Raw genomic sequence first — 15,503 nt, 5'->3', positions numbered from 1 at the left:
GGGGTGATTACGGCATCAGACCGGCCTCGCGGACCAGGCGGGGCACGATCTCCTCCCAGGCGATGGCGGTGATGTGCACGCCGTGCACCCCGTCCATGCACCTCAGCTGCTCGATCGTTTCCAGACAGAGCCGGATGCCTTCCTCCTTGGGGTCCGCGGCGTTGCGCAGGCGGTCCACGACGAAATCGGGGACGCTCATTCCGGCCACCTTGTCCTTCATGAACAGCGCCGCCTTGTGCGAGCGCAGCGGGATGACGCCGGCGATGATGTGCACCTTCTCCTGCAGCCCGCGCTCCCGGACCAATTCCATGAACCTCTTGAACCTCTCCAGGTCCAGGACGCACTGGGTCTGTACGAACTGCGCCCCGGCATTGACCTTCTTGGCCAGGCGGGTCACGCGGAACTCGAAGGGATCGGCGAAGGGGTTGGCCGCCGCGCCGAGGAACAGCTGCGGGGGCTGCGGGAGCGCTTCCCCGGACCAGTTCCTGCCCTCGTCCCGCATGCGGCGGAAGATCATTAGCTGCTGCAGCGGGTCGACGTCGTAGACGTTCTTGGCCTGGAGCTGCCCCCCGAAGACCTGGTGGTCGCCGCTCAGGCACAGCACGTTCCTTATGCCCAGGGCGCTGGCCCCGATGACCTCGCTCTGCATGGCGATGCGGTTGCGGTCCCGGCAGGTCATCTGCATGACCGGCTCCAGGCCTTCCTGCATACATATCAAGGAGGAGGCCAAGCTGGACATGTGCACGTTGGCCGCCTGGTTGTCCGTGAGGTTGAAGGCGTGGGCGCAGCCCCGGAGCTCTCGGGCCATCTTGCGCAGGTGTTCCGGCTCGCAGGACTTGGGCGGGCCGATCTCCATGGTGACCACGAACTTGCCGCCGTCGAGCGTCGACTGTAGGAGGCTGACGCTCATTCCTCACCCCTCCATCCTTTCTGGACCTCACCGGGGGCGGCCTCCAGGTTCACGATTCGCCTTGGCCCGCCGTGCCGGCTGGGGCGCCAGTCCTTGGGAGGAATTATCACGTCCAGTAGGTCGGCCCTGCTCTGGGCCATTTGCGCCTGCACGATCTGGTCCCAGGCGCAGGGGGTGTCCGGGGACACCTCGCATTTGCCGTTCTGGCTGCCGCCGCAGGGACCGTTGAGCAAGCTCTTGGCACAGCGGGCGATGGGACAAATCCCCGCCGTAAGGTGCAGGATGCAGTCGCCGCAGCCGGCGCACTTCTCCATGAAGACGCCCAGGCCCTCCGGGGCGCCCATGTTGGAGGTGTCCACCCCGGGCACGACACGCAAGGACGGGAACATCGCCTGCGCCACCTGGGCGCCGACGCCGCAGGCCAGGCTGACCACGGTGCCCTCCCGCTTTTCCAGGGGAGAGAGGAACTCCTTCTCGCAGGCCCGTTCCACGGTGACGGAGCGTACCGTCCAGCCTTTTCTCTTCAGTTCCGAGTGCAAAGAGAGCGCCTCGGTCAGCTCGTTGACCTCCTTCTCCCCTCCAGCGAGACAGATAGCGGTGCAGGAGCGGCACCCGAGGACGGTGATCTCCTTCGTTCCATCCAGCATCCCTATGACCTCGGTCAGCGGCTTCCTTTCGGCGATTATCAAGCTTTCCCCTCCGCATCCTTAGTTATGGCCCTCATGTCCTCCACCGCCTTCCTGAACCGGTCGGACTGATGCTCGGCCAGGTGCACCATGGCCACCCTGCCCTTTCCGAGCCCGGCCTCGGCCACGGTCCTCTCGAGGGAGATGGCCCTTCGGGCCGCCACCTCGCTGCCATGATGGTGGGCGCAGTTCTCCAGCAGGCAACCGACGAACAGCACGCCCTGGGCCCCCTGCCTGAACTCGCGGATCGCTTCGGCCCCTTCCACCGAAGCGGTGCAGGGGACCTCCTTGATTAACACGTCGTCCATCCCTCCGGCCTCCAAGGCCTGGAGGGCGGCCGGCAGGCCTGACCTGGAACAGCAGTAGCAGACGATCATTTCGGGACACCTCCCGTCCGGGTGGCGTGGCGCAGGTCAGCTGGAGGCATATCGATGGCCCGGCTGGGGCACATGGACAGACATATTCCGCACCCCTGGCACCTCTGCAGAGATATCGCCATCTTCTCATCGGTGATATAGGGCGCCTGGTAGGGGCATATTTTCAGGCAGGTGAGGCACAGTGAGCACTTTTCCGGGTCAACCCTAGCCAGAGGTATCTGCCTCTGTCCCATTCTCAGCTCAGAGGCTAATGATATGACCGTGGACCGGGCGGCCAGTCCCGGGTCAAGCCCGGCGAACTCGGTGTAGGCTGATCCCGCCAGATATATCCCCGGCATGCCGCTCTGACCAGGCTCCGTCTCTTCGACCTTACGTCGCTCTGGCAGTCCGAACATCTTCAGGAGCGGACCGGCCTCCGACGGCCTCTGGGAACGGATGACGGTGACCTTTCCCACCGGCAGTAGAACGTGTTCTCCGAGATGCTCGTCGCGTACTAGCACCCCGTCCGACCGGACCTCGGCCTGGGCTGCGCGGAGGAAGGTGACCCCGTTGCCTTGAAGCTCGGCGTAGAGCAGCTCGCCAGTGCCAGGGAACGGCGTCTCCTGCGCGATCACATAGACCTTCGCGCCCTCTGCCCTCGCCATCTCGGCGCGGAAGGCTTCCTGGCATTCCTCGCCGCCTAGAAGCAGAACGACGGTCCCGGTGCCTTCGTTCAGGCGTTCTCTCTGCACTTCCACCTGCTGGTCCAGGGCCAACAGGACCGCTCCGAAGCTGTGGAGCTCCTCCCCGCGTTCCAGAACGAAGTTGCCGGGGCCGCCGAGCAGGCGGTTCCCCTCGGCCAGCAGTTCTGACGGGGTCATCCTCTGACAGTTCATCCCTTCCGCCGTGGCCTGCAGAACGGCCTCTTCGGCCGAAGCGCCCTCGCCTACGATCAACAACCCCTGGCTGGTCCTTTCCGGGGCTACCGAGGCCTCTCGGGGGTCCAGCACCTTGGACAGCATCATGTCGGTCATGGCCGGGCTCCGGCAGGCCGAGGCCGGCACCATCGCTACGCGGGTGACGGGTACACCGGCGAATCTGGCCAGGTCCTGATATTTGCCCTGATGCTCGGAGGAGCAACCGGCGATAACCAGCGCCTGGGTGGTCCCCGCTTTGAGATGCAGGGCGATCTGGACCTGGCCTTCCGGGGAGCAGCAGGACAGCATGAGCTCAGAATGGGCCACGCGGGGGTCCTTCAAGAGCGTCCTGAGGGCCTTGGGGTTCGCCCCGTGCGCCCGGCATATGAAAAGTGTGGCCTTGAGAGGTTCAGCCATCTTCGCCCTCCATGCGTTCCGCGGCCTTGCTGGCCGCCAGGATTCCTTCCGCTACGCAGCGCTTGATGTCCTTCGGCCCGGTGCAGCTCCCGGCCAGGAAAATGTTCCGGTCCTGGCAATTACCGTCGTCGAGGAATCCCTGGGTGTTGCGGGGAATGGACAGTTGGTCCGCGAGCTCGTCCTTTAGATTGGGGAGCAGGCCTACGGCCAGCACCGCCAGGTCGAAGGTGGTGGAGAACACCTGTCCGTCGGCCGCGTATCTGACGTTCGGCCGCCCCCCTTCGTCGCCTATCTCCGCCGGACGGGAACGGATCACTTGGATGTCGGTCCCCCTCAGTTCGGTCAATAACGGATCGTCCTCCCTCATCCCCCGCCAATCCATGATGAACATGCTTATGCTCGCCTGGGGAAGCTTCTCCTTCAGGCTAAGGGCCTGCCGCAATGAGTACTGGCAGCATACGGACGAGCAGATGGCGGTGCCGGCGCGGCAGGTCCGGGAGCCGACACACAGCAGGAACGCTATCTTGGGGCGGTTCCCGCCATTTAGTGGCCCTCGGCCTTCGAGGAGCGCTTCCAGCTCCAGGGAGGTGATGACGCCAGGGACCTCACCGTATCCCAGCCGGCGGTCCTCTTTCGCCGAGAATGTGGAGCTACCGGTCGCCACCACCACCGCCTCGCCGCAGACGTTCAGATGCTCCTCGCCGAAGAGGTCGATGGCCGCAACAGGGCACACGCTGACGCACCTTTCGCATTCCAGCCCCTGGATGGAACGGCATCTTCCCCGCTCCAGCCTTATCTTGCCGGCGACCTTGGTCATGGCCCCGGTGGGGCAGACCTCCACGCACTTGCCGCAGCGGGAGCACCTTCCGGCGTCGATGGCCTCCGTCGGACGGATCAGGTCGAAGCGGTAGCGGCCGTTGCTACGCTCCACCTGTTCCAGCTCCACGCCGGTGAGGACGCTGACCGATCCATGGCCCAGGACCTGGTCCCGCAGGCGGTGGACCCGGCACACGTCGCATTGGCGGCAATGGACCTGGCCTTTGCAGGAGAGCTCGTTCGACCGCCCTCCCAGCCTTTCCCCCTTCTCCAGGATAGTGCAGCTGACGCCCTTCTTTGCCAGTTCCGCGGCGCATGCCAGCCCGGCCGGTCCGCCGCCGACGACGATGACCTTGGCCATCAGGCGCCCTCCCGGTCGATAAGGGATGGACGCGATGCCAGATCGGCGCTGCGAGACGGTCCGCGTGTCAGCTCCATTATAGATTTGCCACCATAAGCCAGATATTAAAATGTTTTGCGAGGGACCGCACTTCTTAAGTCACCGGGGCGGGATATACCTCCGTGCGCGCCGTGGCCTTCACCGTGGACGTGGACCGGGACGTCAATCTGGCCTGCCAGGGGCAGTCCTGTTCCGTATCCAAGGAAATGGATGGGAAGAATACTCCGCGCTTCACCTCCTCCGCCCGCGGCCTGGAACGCCTTGTGGAGCTGTTCCGGGACACCGAGGTAAAGGGCACGTTCTTCTGGGAGGGAAGGAGCGCCGAGGTAATGTCTCGAGACCTTGACCTGTCCTCGCTGATGAAGGGGCACGAGGTGGCCCTGCACGGCTACGACCACGAGGACTTCTCCGGGAAGGAGACGGGGGTCGTTCTGGACCGGGAACAGGTCCGGGACGTGCTGGACCGGGCGGAGGCCGCGCTAAACAAGGTGTTCGGCCAACAAAAGAAAGGTTTTCGCGCCCCCTATCAAAGGACCAGCGGTCCGCTGCTCCAAGAGCTAGCCGAAAAGAATTATCTCTATGATTCGTCGGAGACCGTCCGCTTGGAAGATGGTGTCGTTCAGCCTTATCGGAGGGAAAATGGCCTGCCGGAGGCGCCGGTCTGCTGGACCATGGACCATAGGGGCAAGAGGATCGTTTCCTACCTTTGGCCCTTCCACGAGGGCAAGCGCCCCATCGAAGATTATCTGGAACTGCTGAACGAGTTCGAGGACGGCCTTTTAGTGGTGGCCACGCACTCCTGGCATCCATTGGAGAGCTACTGCGCCGGTATCAGGACCAAAGAGGAGGCGGACCGTGGGTTGGAGGGACTACGTCGGCTCATCGAGCACGCGCAGGGATCGGGAGCGCACTTCGTGCGCCTGGCCGATTATCTACGGAGCTGGAATGACCTGTAATCCCGCCTACCGGCAAGCGGTCGCCCTGGCCTGGGCCGCCTTGGAGGGGATACCGTCGAGGGACCTGGCCCGTTGTTCCGGAGCGGAGCTGAAGGGCGACGAACTGTGGCTGAGGACCTTCGCCGGGGAGACCTCGGTGGACCTGAGGGACCGCATAGTGATGACCTCACCAGAGCTGGCCAGCCCCTGGGGCCTCATCGCTCTGCACCACCTCAAAGGATGCCTGGGATGGAAGAGGGACGACGGATGGATTTCCTTCGACCAGTTGGCGGACGCTCGACCTTTTGCCGCCGCTTTCCGGGAGAGGGCGCTATTTCCGCTGGCCGTTCGCTTTGGGAACGAGCCGAAGGATCTGCTGAGCAGAGGACGGAGCCTAGGCGGCCGACCTTTGGCCATGGGCGACGCCGCGGCGTCGTTCGAGGCCTTCCCCCGGCTGAGGTTGGCCGTGGTCATCTGGCGGGGTGACGGCGAGGTTCCTCCGGGAGCCAACCTTCTTTTCGATAAGGGCGGGACGGCCACCCTGCCGTCGGAGGACCTGGCCGAGGTCGGGATCGACCTGGCCAATATGCTGGTCAGTACAGACCGGTGATCTTGCCCTCGTCGTCGATGTCTATGTTCTTGGCCGCAGGCTGCGACGGTAGTCCGGGGATGAGCATGATGCGCCCGCATATGGGGACCACGAAACCGGCGCCAGCGGAGACGAATATCTCCCTGACCGTCAGTTCCCAGTCCCGGGGGGCGCCCTTCATCTCCGGCTTGTCTGTGAGCGAGAACTGCGTCTTGGCCATGCAGACCATCAGGTTCCCCATCCCGGAGTCCTCGATGGTCTTGAGGTGCCTTTGGGCCGCGGTCTCGTACTCCACGTGCTTGGCCCCGTACATCTCGGTGGCGATTATCCTGATCTTCTCCTTCAGCGGTTGGTCCAGCTCGTAAAGGAAGCGGAAATCGGTCTTCTCCGTTTCCAAGGCATCCACGACCTGGTCGGCCAGCTCCTGCCCGCCTTCCCCTCCCCGGGCGAAAACGTCGGAGAGGGCGCAGCGGACACCGAGCTCCCGGCAGTGCTCCCGGACGGCGGCGATCTCCGCCTCGGTGTCGGCCTGGAAGTGGTTGATGGCCACGACCAACGGAAGGCCGAAACGGTGTATGTTCTCGATGTGCTTGTCCAGGTTGGGGAAGCCGGCCTTCAAGGTCTTCAGGTCCTCGCAGCCGATGGCCTTCAGGGGGCAGCCGCCATGCATCTTCAGGGCCTTGATGGAGCAGACCAGCACCACGCAGTCGGGCCGGAAGCCGTTGTTGCGGCAGACGATGTCGAAGAACTTCTCTGCCCCCAGGTCGGCGCCGAAACCGGCCTCCGTGACCACGTAGTCCGATAGCTTGAGAGCGTACTTGGTGGCGATGATGGAACTGTTACCGTGGGCGATGTTGGCGAACGGGGACCCGTGTATGAAGAAGGGCTGTCCCTCCAGCGTCTGCACTAGGTTGGGGTTTATGGCATCCTTGAGCAGGGTGGCCATGGCCCCCACGCACTCCAGCTCCCGGGCCTCCACCGGGCGGTTGTCATTGGTATAGCCGACGATGATGCGGCCGAGCCGCTCCTTGAGGTCCTTCAAGGAGGTGGTGAGCGCCAGTATGGCGCTGATCTCTGAGGCAACCGTAATAATGAAGCCGCTCTCGTGCGGCACGCCCCCTTCCTTGCGGCCCCCGAGACCGACGACGATGTTGCGCAGCTCGCGGCAGTTCATGTCGATGGCCTTCTTCAGGAAGATGCGCGTCGGGTCGATGTTCAGCTTGTTGCCCTTGGCGATATGGTTCTCTAGTATCGCCGAGAGAAGGTTGTGCGCCGCGCCCACGGCGTGGATGTCGCCGGTGAAGTGCAGGTCGATGTCCCACATGGGGTAGACCTGGGAGAGGCCTCCGCCGGTCGCGCCGCCCTTGAGACCGAACGTAGGGCCGATGGACGGCTCGCGTATGGCTCCCATGACATCACGCCCTTGATACCCCAATGCCTGCACCAACCCGATGGTGGTGACGGTCTTCCCCTCGCCGGCCGGAGTGGGGGTTATGGCGGTGGTGAGGATGAGCTTGCCGTTCTTATGGCCGTCGAAGCGGCGAAGGACGGCCAATGGGACCTTGGCCATGTACCGACCGTACGGAATGATCTCGTCTGAGGATATGTCCAGCTTGGCCGCGATCTTATCGATGGGAAGGACCTTGGCCTCCTGGGCGATCTCGATGTTGCTCTTCATGCGCCACCTTGGTGCTTCGGATATCCAGCCAAAGGATAAAGCATTTTCACCCCGGCCGGCAATCATTATTAATCCGGCTATCCATCAAGAGCCGGGCTGGAAATGGGTGCCAAGTTAATCGAGGGAAAGCAGGTCGCGGACCAGATAAGGAAGGACCTGACCGTCAGGATCGCCGAGCTGCAGAAAAAAGGGGTGACCCCGGGACTGGCGGTCATAATGGTGGGCGACGACCCGGCCTCCGCCTCCTACGTGAGGATGAAGGGCAAGGCCTGCCTGGACCTGGGGCTGCATTCGCTGACTCTACACAAACCGGCGGACCTTTCCGAGAAGGAACTACTGCGCCTCATCGCTGAGCTGAACGTCGATCCCCAGGTCAATGGCATACTGGTGCAGATGCCGGTGCCCGGGCACATCGACGTCAGCAAGGTGGTCCAGGCCATCGATCCGGACAAGGACGTGGACGCCTTCCATCCAGTGAACGTGGGCAAGATGCTCATCGGCGAGGGCGACGGTTTCCTTCCGGCCACCCCGCACGGCATCCAGGTGATGCTGAACAGTTACGGTTATCACACGGCGGGCAAGCACGTGGTCATCGTGGGCCGCAGCAACATCGTAGGAAAGCCTATGGCCGCCATACTCATGCAGAAGGGCGAGGGGGCCGACGCCACGGTCACGGTCTGCCATTCGCACACCAAGGACCTGAAGGGGATCACCTCCCAGGCGGACATCCTGATATCCGCTATCGGAAAGGCCAACTTCATCAAGGCCGACATGGTGAAGGAGGGAGCGGTGGTCATCGACGTCGGTTCGAACCGGATCGACGACCAGAGCTTCTCCAAAGGCTACCGTTTCGTAGGGGACGTGGACTTCGAGGCGGTGAAAGAGAAGGCCGCGGCCATCACCCCGGTGCCCGGGGGAGTGGGGCCCATGACCATAGTCATGCTCATGCACAACACCGTGCTAGCGGCGGAAAGGGCTCTGGAAAGAACGCAGCAGCCTAAAGTTTAAGTCCAACTTTGTATGTTCGAGGGGACGTTATGTTAAGGGAATGCGGTGAGCACGGATACTATCGCGGGGAGACCTGCCCGATATGCGGAGAGCCTGGAAAGTTCCTGATGAGCGAGCAGGAGCTCGAGCAGCTGGGAAGGACCATGGCCGGTGTGCTGCGCCACTTCCCGGAGCGCTTCGGGCTGAGTATGGACGACCAGGGCTTCGTCAACATCCGGGAGTTCATAAACGCCCTGCGGGACAACAACCGCCGCTACCATTGGCTGAGACCGCATCACGTCATCGCCATCATCGAGACCGACCCCAAGGGTCGGTACCAGATCAGCAACGATCTCATGAGAGCGACCTACGGCCACTCCATCGAGCTGGATCTCAAGCTGCCCACGGAGAACATACCCGATCATTTGTACTATCCAGCCACCCCGGAGGAGGCGGACATCATCCTCGAGACCGGCCTGAGGCCCTCGGACCGCAAGATGGTGCACCTGTCCAAGACCTACCAGGACGCCTTCACCGCCGGTAAGGTGAGGGTGGACGCCCCCATCATACTGGAGATCGACGCCGACGCAGCCATCAAGGCCGGGAACGTCATCTCCCAGGCGGGGAAGACGGTATTCCTGACCCACAAGATCCCGCCGGAGTTCCTGTCCAAGAAGGAAGAGGAAGAGACCCTCTGATATCTTTCAGTGAAGGATTGGGCGACCGGCCGGCATCGTTTTCAATTTTATCTTATTGATGATCGAGCGGGTCCGCCGTTGGGATCAAGATAATAAAATGGTGAAGAAACCTGCCTAAACGCAGATGGTGCCGACGATCTCCAGCACCTGGAACACGATGGTCAGGGAGAAGACCACCAGGAGCGGGACGATGGCCGCGTCGAGGGTCGCCAGGACCTTCTTCGAGCTCTTGCTGGAAGCGGATATCAGCTCACGGGAGGAGAGCAGTATGATCAGCAGTATCGCTATGAGCGCGCCGCCCACGCCAATGCCGATGGCGGTGGTTATGGAGATGGCGCTGCTTGCTGCGGATGTGGTCACTACACTTATCACGCTGAGCATTAGCTATGTGAACAGGATAACTGGTATAAAAGAATTATTGGATTGGCCTCGATATTGATACCTCTTGGGCCGACCTTTTTCAGCACTTCCAGAGCGTTGCGACATAGCTATTAATCTCAGATGTTCGGTTGAAGTTACGTGTTCGAGACCGCCGACGAGATCCTGCGGCGCAAAGGGTTGATGGCCTATTCCAGCCACGTCCTCTCCTGGGACTGGGACGGCTTCCAGCCCGGGCTGACGGTCTTCGATCTTAAGGAGAAATGCGTGAAGGATAATCCGCTTCGCTTCCTGCCGGGCGACCGCCTGGACCTCATGGTGTCCCCGGAGCGCCGCTGCGTGGGCTCGTTCGCCGACGATGGCTATCAGCCGTGCATGCTGCGCCAGATAGTCTCCGGACCGCACGACCAGTGCCCGCAGTGCGCCTCTTCCTGGATACCCAGGCAGAGCTGCGTGTTCGAACCGGAGTGCGACGGCGTCCACGACATGCCCTGCGGGAAGGGAGGGAACATCTGCGCCCTGCAGCATCACGTCTACGCGGCCTTCTACGGCGACATGATCAAGGTGGGCATGACCCTGTCGTCCCGTTTCCGGGAGAGGGGCATAGAGCAGGGCGCGGACGCCATCGCCCGCCTGGGTACGTACCTGAACCGCCTGGAGGCGCGCAGGGCGGAGAACGCCTTGTCCAAAGCCCTGAAGGCTACCCAATGGGTGAGGAAGACCACCTTCCTCAAGCTGCAAGGGCGCCAGGTCGACCGGGAGGCCTACCAGAAGATGCTGGAAAGGTCGTTGTCCTCACTAGCGGACGTCCCGACGGACCCTTCGCCCGTGGAGATGCTGGACCAATATCCGCTGCTCAACGCGGACCTGTCCAAGGCGCAGTTCGCCGACGTTCCTGGCCGCCATCGCGGCGAGGTGCTCGGATGCAAGGGCAAGTTCCTGTTCTACCGCTTGCGGGACGGGAGCGTCCAATTGCTGGACATGGCCTCGGTGCCGTCCCGCTTCTTGATGCTGAAGCAGGGAAACAATAATAAATGCTAAGATTATGTTTCTTCACCTCCAGCCGATGGGGCGAAGTGATGCCATCATGGTGCAAAGGCTCTTACCGGAAGAAGTGACCAAGAAGTACGGAAAGCTGTTCTGCCGGGGCGTGTTCACGCTCATCGACGAGAAGAACGGCGTGGCCCAGATAATCGAGGAATGTTCGGCCAAGGGTCCGGTGGAATGGGACGCCTGCAACCGCAAGCGGGCGGGCGGGGCCATCACCAACATAACGGTGGAGGGGAACACCATCGTCATGGATGCGATCATCGGCGAGGGGGAGATCCACTTCGGCCCGGCCTCCAAGGACCTGGGAGGACAGGGGTTGCGATCAGTGGTCGTCGACGGGCAGAATGTGCGGACCACCTGGGTGGGATTGGCCGGCGCCAGCGTGGGCGTGGGCGCCTGCATGCCCCAAGGCCCGGGAACAATATTCGTCGAGTACCCGGACGACGTCAAGATCGGCGGGGCGCACCGCATCGAGGTGACCGTGGTCACCCCCAAGCTCATCCGCGTCATAATATCAGTGGACGACACGGACACCAAGCAGCAGGGGGCCTCCTGGTCCATGCTGCTCAAGGTGGCCCGGGACTGCCCGGTCGGCCACCTGCTGAAGCACAAGATCGTGCAGCTGAACCCCAATGTGCCGGAGAAGACCACCAACTGCGTCTCCGTAGGCGTCAGCTTTGCCATCGAGGAGTCCAAGCTGCCGGAGCTGATCGACTACTTCAAGAAGGAGCTGGGCAAGAACACCTTCTCGGAGGAGACCACCATGGCCTACTTCGTAGGTCTCCAGATACCGAAGGAGCTGGAGGACTATGGCTGGAAAGCCAAGAGCGTCATCTACAAGCTCCAGCAGGCCATCGACATGGCCAAGCGGACCGGCGTCCAGCTGGTGGAGATCACTGGGAAGCGCGGCACCATCGGGGCCGTGGCGGCGATAGGCTGCTTCGACCTCGGGCTCAAGGCCGCCGGGCTTCCCGAGGACTTCGAAAGTAAGTAGAACACCGAATGACCTAGGTGCCACAGATGTCCAACGAGATTACCCGCGCGATCGCCAACACCGCCTATCAGACCTACGAGCGGCGGCTGTTCAAGGAGGTCATGGAGGGCAAGATCCCGGACCACGTGGCTATCATCATGGACGGTAACCGCCGCTTCGCCCAGGAGATCGGGCTGGCGGCGCACGAGGGCCACGCCAAGGGAAAAGACAAGTTGGAGGAGGTCATGGAATGGTGCCAGGAGATGGGCATTCGCGTGCTTACGGTCTACGCCTTCTCCACCGAGAACCTCAACCGCGATGAGGGCGAGGTGTCTTTCCTCATGGACCTTTTCGCCGAGAGCTTTCTTAAGCTGGCGGAGGACGCCCGGGTGCACAAGAACCATATCAAGGTGACGGTCCTGGGCCAGAAGGAGCTGCTGCCGGAGCGGGTGATCAAGGCCATAGAGGTGGCCGAGCAGCGAACCAAGGACTACGACCGCTACTTCTACAACATCGCTGTGGCCTACGGCAGCCGGCAGGAGATGATAACGGCCATCAAGCGCATCGCCACCAAGGTCAAGGACGGCGAGATGAACGTGGAAGAGATCGACGAGAAGATGTTCTCCAGCTTTCTATACACCGCCGACTTCCCCGACCCCGACCTGGTCCTGCGCACCTCGGGCGAGGAGAGGGTCTCGAACTTCCTGCTCTGGCAGCTAGCCTATTCCGAGCTGTACTTCACCGACGTTTTCTGGCCCGGCTTCCGCAAGGTGGACTTCATGCGGGCGATACGCTCCTATCAAGCGAGACAGAGGCGCTTCGGCAAGTGATGAACCTCGGTGCATGACATTTTAAATATAATCGACAATGTCAGCGTGCCAGAGGCCCAAGGATGAGCAAAGAGGACATCATCTTCCTGCACGCACCCAGCGTCTACGATTTTCGCAAGGAGTTCCTGTTCTACGGGCCGGTCAGCGACATGGTGCCGTCCACCCCGGTCTTCGAGATGTACCCCTTCGGCTTCATCACCATGGCCGTGCACCAGGCCAAGAACGGCTACAAGGTGCGCATCGTCAACCTGGCCAGCATGATGCTGAACGACCGGAAGCTGGACGTGGAGAAGCTCATCTCCAAGCTCGATTCCAAGGTTTTCGGCATCGACCTGCATTGGCTGCCCCACGCCCACGGGGCGCTGGAGATCGCCAAGCTGGTCAAGAAGCACCACCCGAAGGCCAAAGTGCTCATGGGGGGGTTCTCCGCCACGTACTACCACGAGGAGCTCCTCGACCGCCCCGAGGTGGACCTGATACTGAAGGGCGATTCCACCGAGGTCCCACTGCAGCACTTGATGGAGGCGCTCAAGAGCGGAACGCCCCTTGAACAGGTGGAGAACCTCAGCTGGAAGGACGAGAAGGGCGTCCACCACAACCCTATCTCCTACGTCCCCGACACCCTGGACTATCAGGACGTGGACTACGGCTGGATCGTCAGGTCGGTGATCAGGCACCACGACATCGAAGGTCACAAGCCCTTCAAGGACTGGGACCGCTACCCGATCACCATGGTCTTTTCCATCAAGGGCTGCCACCTGAACTGCTCGGTGTGCGGCGGCTCCTGCTCGGCCATGCACCGTTTCCTAAACCGCAAGAAGCCCGCATTCCGTGACCCGGAGAAGCTGGCCATGGACGTGCGTAACATCCAGAACTACATCAAGGCGCCAACGTTCATCGTCGGCGACCCCCGCCGCGGCGGACCGCAGTACATGGAGCGCTTCTTCGCCGAGGTGAAGCGCCTCAAGGTGACCAATCCGTTGGTCTTCGAGTTCTTCACTCCCCCGGACGAGGAGTTCTACAAACTAGCTAGTACGCACACCAAAGGGTTCTCCGTGGAGATATCCCCCGATTCCCACGATCCTGAGGTGCGCGAGGCCCTTGGACGTAAGTACTCCAACGAGGAGCTGGATGAGTCTATCAGGAACGCCCTGAAGTACGGGGCAGAGAGGTTCGACGTCTTCTTCATGATCGGTCTGCCGAAGCAGACCAGGGAGTCGGCGGTCAAGAGCGCAGAATATGCCAAGCATCTGTATGAGGTCGCTAACAAGGACCCCCGGCTCTGCGTGTTCATCTCCCCCCTGGCCCCGTTCCTGGACCCTGGCTCCATGGTCTTCGAGGACCCAGAAAAGTATGGATACATCTCATTGGCGCGGACGCTCGAGGAACACCGCGCCCGCCTTCCCTCGCCCAGTTGGAAATACGTGCTGTCCTACGAGACCAAATGGATGACCCGCGACGACATCGCGGAGGTCAGCTACGAGGCCGCCGACGCCATAAACAAGGCCAGGTTCGATTGCGGTCTCATCACCAAGGAGGAGCTGGACTACCGTTTGCAGCGCTCTAGCGAGGCGGCGGAGATGATGAAGAAGGTGGATGCCGCTGTGGCCATGCAGGACCCGGAGGAGAAGAAGAAGGCCTTCCAGGAACTTCAGAGGAGGTCCGAGGAGCTCATGGAGAGCACCATCACCCACAAGCGGGAGATGGAGTGGATGAGCAAGAGCCTCGTGCGCAGCATGCCCCGAGCGGTGATATCCCTGATCCGGGGCCTCTAAGGCAGGATGCGGCGGCAGCGGATGAGGTTGTTCATCCTCCGCTCGCCCAGGAACCTCATGGCCGTCTCGGTGCGCCAGGCGCTGCCGAAGCACAGTCCCGCCAGGAATTTGGTGTGGGCGGCGGTGCGTAGCTGCTTGAAGATCTGCCTGCGCCACTCCTCTTCGTACTTTTCCAGGCTCGTCCCTTTGAGCACGTTCTCGGCCACGGCCCTGCCGGCCACCCGCCCGGCCATACGGGCGATGGGTATGCCGCCGCCGTTCACGGCCATGACCTGCCCGGCGGCGTCGCCGACGGTGATAGCCTGCCCGGCCACGGTCCTCTTGGCGGGCATGGACATGGGTATGAGCTTACCTTCGGGCTTGTCGGCCTTCAGTCCCTTCACCTCCAAGAAGCTCTCGAAATAATTGTTGATCGTGTCCTTGCTGAACCGGCGGGCCACGCCCAGCCCGACGTTGGCTGCGCCCTTCTTGGGGATTATCCAGGCATATCCCCCCGGGGCCACCGTGCCGAAGTACATCTCGCATACCGGCTCGAAATCTCCCTTTATCTGGGTGGTCACGGCGGGGCACAGGTCCTTGGAACGCGGCAGACCGAAGGCCTTGCCCACGATGGACATGGGACCGTCGGCCCCCACGATGACCTTGGCCTTGACGGTCAGGTCGTCCGTCTGCACCAGCCCTTCGCTCACCTTTGTGACCCGCTGACCGGTCATGATCCAGGCCCCGGCCTTCTCGGCCTGGGAGGCGAAGAACTGGTCCAGTCGGTCCCTGTCGGTGGTGTAGCCGATGAAAGGGATCTCGTAACGGGTGAACTTGGGGGAGTAGATGCGCGTGGTGTCGCATTTAATGCAAACCAGGTCCGCGGGCACTTCGAAGAGCTCGGCCATGTCGCCGGTGCTCGGGAACATGGCGGTCATCTCCTCCAAGCTGGGCATGAACTCTCCGCAGCGGACCGGCACGCCCACTTGGGACCTGCGTTCGAGAACTAGCACGTCCGCTCCGCTCTCGGCCGCGTACCTGGCGGTGGTGCTGCCGGCCGGGCCGGCTCCCACCACTACCACATCCACCTTGAGTTCCTCGCTCATGCTGCTCACCAACGGGCGCGCGC

16 protein-coding genes are annotated in these 15,503 nt (G+C 62.3%); 8 read left to right on the top strand and 8 right to left on the bottom strand.

The window, feature by feature from the left end; genetic code table 11:
• Positions 1-7: 7 nt before the first annotated feature.
• From NT131_02505 to NT131_02485, 5 genes are read right to left on the bottom strand one after another with little or no spacing between them, the layout of a single operon-like run.
• A complete protein-coding gene (locus tag NT131_02505; GenBank protein ID MCX6650515.1) occupies positions 8-910 on the bottom strand; it encodes a methylenetetrahydrofolate reductase in 903 nt (300 codons plus the stop codon).
• Positions 907-1,599 carry a methylenetetrahydrofolate reductase C-terminal domain-containing protein gene (locus tag NT131_02500; protein MCX6650514.1) on the bottom strand — a complete coding sequence of 231 codons (693 nt, stop codon included), beginning with the start codon at positions 1,597-1,599 and terminating at the stop codon, positions 907-909. The genes NT131_02505 and NT131_02500 overlap by 4 nt, the downstream gene beginning before the upstream one ends.
• Positions 1,596-1,973, bottom strand: a complete 378-nt coding sequence (locus NT131_02495; GenBank protein ID MCX6650513.1) for a hydrogenase iron-sulfur subunit — start codon at positions 1,971-1,973, stop codon at positions 1,596-1,598. Before NT131_02495 ends, NT131_02500 begins: the two co-directional genes overlap by 4 nt.
• Positions 1,970-3,286 (bottom strand): 4Fe-4S binding protein, encoded by a 1,317-nt coding sequence (locus NT131_02490; protein ID MCX6650512.1) that lies wholly within the window; start codon positions 3,284-3,286, stop codon positions 1,970-1,972. The genes NT131_02495 and NT131_02490 overlap by 4 nt, the downstream gene beginning before the upstream one ends.
• Positions 3,279-4,463: an FAD-dependent oxidoreductase gene (locus NT131_02485; protein MCX6650511.1), complete on the bottom strand. Its 1,185-nt coding sequence runs from the start codon at positions 4,461-4,463 to the stop codon at positions 3,279-3,281. Before NT131_02485 ends, NT131_02490 begins: the two co-directional genes overlap by 8 nt.
• Before the next feature lie 161 nt (positions 4,464-4,624).
• On the opposite strand from NT131_02485, the gene NT131_02480 reads away from it, so the two are divergent.
• Together NT131_02480 and NT131_02475 are read left to right on the top strand one after the other, a co-directional pair.
• Positions 4,625-5,458 carry a polysaccharide deacetylase family protein gene (locus tag NT131_02480; protein MCX6650510.1) on the top strand — a complete coding sequence of 278 codons (834 nt, stop codon included), beginning with the start codon at positions 4,625-4,627 and terminating at the stop codon, positions 5,456-5,458.
• Positions 5,448-6,047: a DUF3786 domain-containing protein gene (locus NT131_02475; protein ID MCX6650509.1), complete on the top strand. Its 600-nt coding sequence runs from the start codon at positions 5,448-5,450 to the stop codon at positions 6,045-6,047. The genes NT131_02480 and NT131_02475 overlap by 11 nt, the downstream gene beginning before the upstream one ends.
• Here the strand turns inward: NT131_02475 and NT131_02470 are convergent.
• Entirely contained in the window at positions 6,031-7,704 is a 1,674-nt protein-coding gene (locus NT131_02470; GenBank protein ID MCX6650508.1) for a formate--tetrahydrofolate ligase, read from the bottom strand. The genes NT131_02475 and NT131_02470 overlap by 17 nt on opposite strands.
• 102 nt (positions 7,705-7,806) lie before the next feature.
• Between NT131_02470 and folD the strand changes: the two genes are divergently transcribed.
• Both folD and NT131_02460 read left to right on the top strand, forming a co-directional pair.
• The gene (gene folD / locus NT131_02465; protein ID MCX6650507.1) at positions 7,807-8,712 is read left to right on the top strand and encodes a bifunctional methylenetetrahydrofolate dehydrogenase/methenyltetrahydrofolate cyclohydrolase FolD; all 906 of its coding nucleotides are present in this window, start codon (positions 7,807-7,809) and stop codon (positions 8,710-8,712) included.
• Positions 8,713-8,741: 29 nt separating this feature from the next.
• Positions 8,742-9,389 carry an RNA 2'-phosphotransferase gene (locus tag NT131_02460; GenBank protein ID MCX6650506.1) on the top strand — a complete coding sequence of 216 codons (648 nt, stop codon included), beginning with the start codon at positions 8,742-8,744 and terminating at the stop codon, positions 9,387-9,389.
• A gap of 114 nt (positions 9,390-9,503) precedes the next feature.
• Here NT131_02460 and NT131_02455 read toward each other — a convergent pair whose 3' ends face one another.
• Positions 9,504-9,770 (bottom strand): hypothetical protein, encoded by a 267-nt coding sequence (locus NT131_02455; GenBank protein MCX6650505.1) that lies wholly within the window; start codon positions 9,768-9,770, stop codon positions 9,504-9,506.
• A 138-nt stretch (positions 9,771-9,908) separates the two neighbouring features.
• Here NT131_02455 and NT131_02450 point away from each other — a divergent pair, with 138 nt between their 5' ends.
• The 4 genes from NT131_02450 to NT131_02435 all read left to right on the top strand — a co-directional run bounded on the left by NT131_02450 (position 9,909) and on the right by NT131_02435 (position 14,395).
• Positions 9,909-10,808 (top strand): DUF2797 domain-containing protein, encoded by a 900-nt coding sequence (locus NT131_02450; protein MCX6650504.1) that lies wholly within the window; start codon positions 9,909-9,911, stop codon positions 10,806-10,808.
• Positions 10,809-10,833: 25 nt separating this feature from the next.
• Positions 10,834-11,811, top strand: coding sequence for a DUF1743 domain-containing protein (locus NT131_02445; GenBank protein ID MCX6650503.1), 978 nt, complete (start codon positions 10,834-10,836; stop codon positions 11,809-11,811).
• Between the two features lie 26 nt (positions 11,812-11,837).
• Positions 11,838-12,620 (top strand): polyprenyl diphosphate synthase, encoded by a 783-nt coding sequence (gene uppS, locus NT131_02440; GenBank protein MCX6650502.1) that lies wholly within the window; start codon positions 11,838-11,840, stop codon positions 12,618-12,620.
• Positions 12,621-12,682: 62 nt separating this feature from the next.
• On the top strand, positions 12,683-14,395 hold the full coding sequence (locus NT131_02435) for a TIGR04190 family B12-binding domain/radical SAM domain protein (GenBank protein MCX6650501.1): 1,713 nt from the start codon (positions 12,683-12,685) through the stop codon (positions 14,393-14,395).
• On the opposite strand, the gene NT131_02430 is transcribed toward NT131_02435, so the two are convergent.
• Positions 14,392-15,480, bottom strand: coding sequence for an NAD(P)/FAD-dependent oxidoreductase (locus NT131_02430; GenBank protein ID MCX6650500.1), 1,089 nt, complete (start codon positions 15,478-15,480; stop codon positions 14,392-14,394). The two genes, NT131_02435 and NT131_02430, sit on opposite strands and share 4 nt — an antisense overlap.
• Positions 15,481-15,503: the final 23 nt, after the last annotated feature.

The sequence above is a fragment of the Methanomassiliicoccales archaeon genome, assembly GCA_026394395.1.
GTDB lineage: Archaea > Thermoplasmatota > Thermoplasmata > Methanomassiliicoccales > UBA472 > UBA472.
This window is presented reverse-complemented; position numbering and strand designations above follow the sequence as displayed.

Excerpts from the sequence above, each read along its gene's own strand:
- NT131_02505 (MCX6650515.1), bottom strand. The coding sequence starts at position 910 with ATGAGCGTCAGCCTCCTACAGTCGACGCTCGACGGCGGCAAGTTCGTG.
- NT131_02495 (MCX6650513.1), bottom strand. The coding sequence starts at position 1,973 with ATGATCGTCTGCTACTGCTGTTCCAGGTCAGGCCTGCCGGCCGCCCTC.
- NT131_02490 (MCX6650512.1), bottom strand. The coding sequence starts at position 3,286 with ATGGCTGAACCTCTCAAGGCCACACTTTTCATATGCCGGGCGCACGGG.
- NT131_02485 (MCX6650511.1), bottom strand. The coding sequence starts at position 4,463 with ATGGCCAAGGTCATCGTCGTCGGCGGCGGACCGGCCGGGCTGGCATGC.
- NT131_02475 (MCX6650509.1), top strand. The coding sequence starts at position 5,448 with ATGACCTGTAATCCCGCCTACCGGCAAGCGGTCGCCCTGGCCTGGGCC.
- NT131_02470 (MCX6650508.1), bottom strand. The coding sequence starts at position 7,704 with ATGAAGAGCAACATCGAGATCGCCCAGGAGGCCAAGGTCCTTCCCATC.
- folD (MCX6650507.1), top strand. The coding sequence starts at position 7,807 with ATGGGTGCCAAGTTAATCGAGGGAAAGCAGGTCGCGGACCAGATAAGG.
- NT131_02460 (MCX6650506.1), top strand. The coding sequence starts at position 8,742 with ATGTTAAGGGAATGCGGTGAGCACGGATACTATCGCGGGGAGACCTGC.
- NT131_02455 (MCX6650505.1), bottom strand. The coding sequence starts at position 9,770 with ATGCTCAGCGTGATAAGTGTAGTGACCACATCCGCAGCAAGCAGCGCC.
- NT131_02445 (MCX6650503.1), top strand. The coding sequence starts at position 10,834 with ATGGGGCGAAGTGATGCCATCATGGTGCAAAGGCTCTTACCGGAAGAA.
- uppS (MCX6650502.1), top strand. The coding sequence starts at position 11,838 with ATGTCCAACGAGATTACCCGCGCGATCGCCAACACCGCCTATCAGACC.
- NT131_02435 (MCX6650501.1), top strand. The coding sequence starts at position 12,683 with ATGAGCAAAGAGGACATCATCTTCCTGCACGCACCCAGCGTCTACGAT.
- NT131_02430 (MCX6650500.1), bottom strand. The coding sequence starts at position 15,480 with ATGAGCGAGGAACTCAAGGTGGATGTGGTAGTGGTGGGAGCCGGCCCG.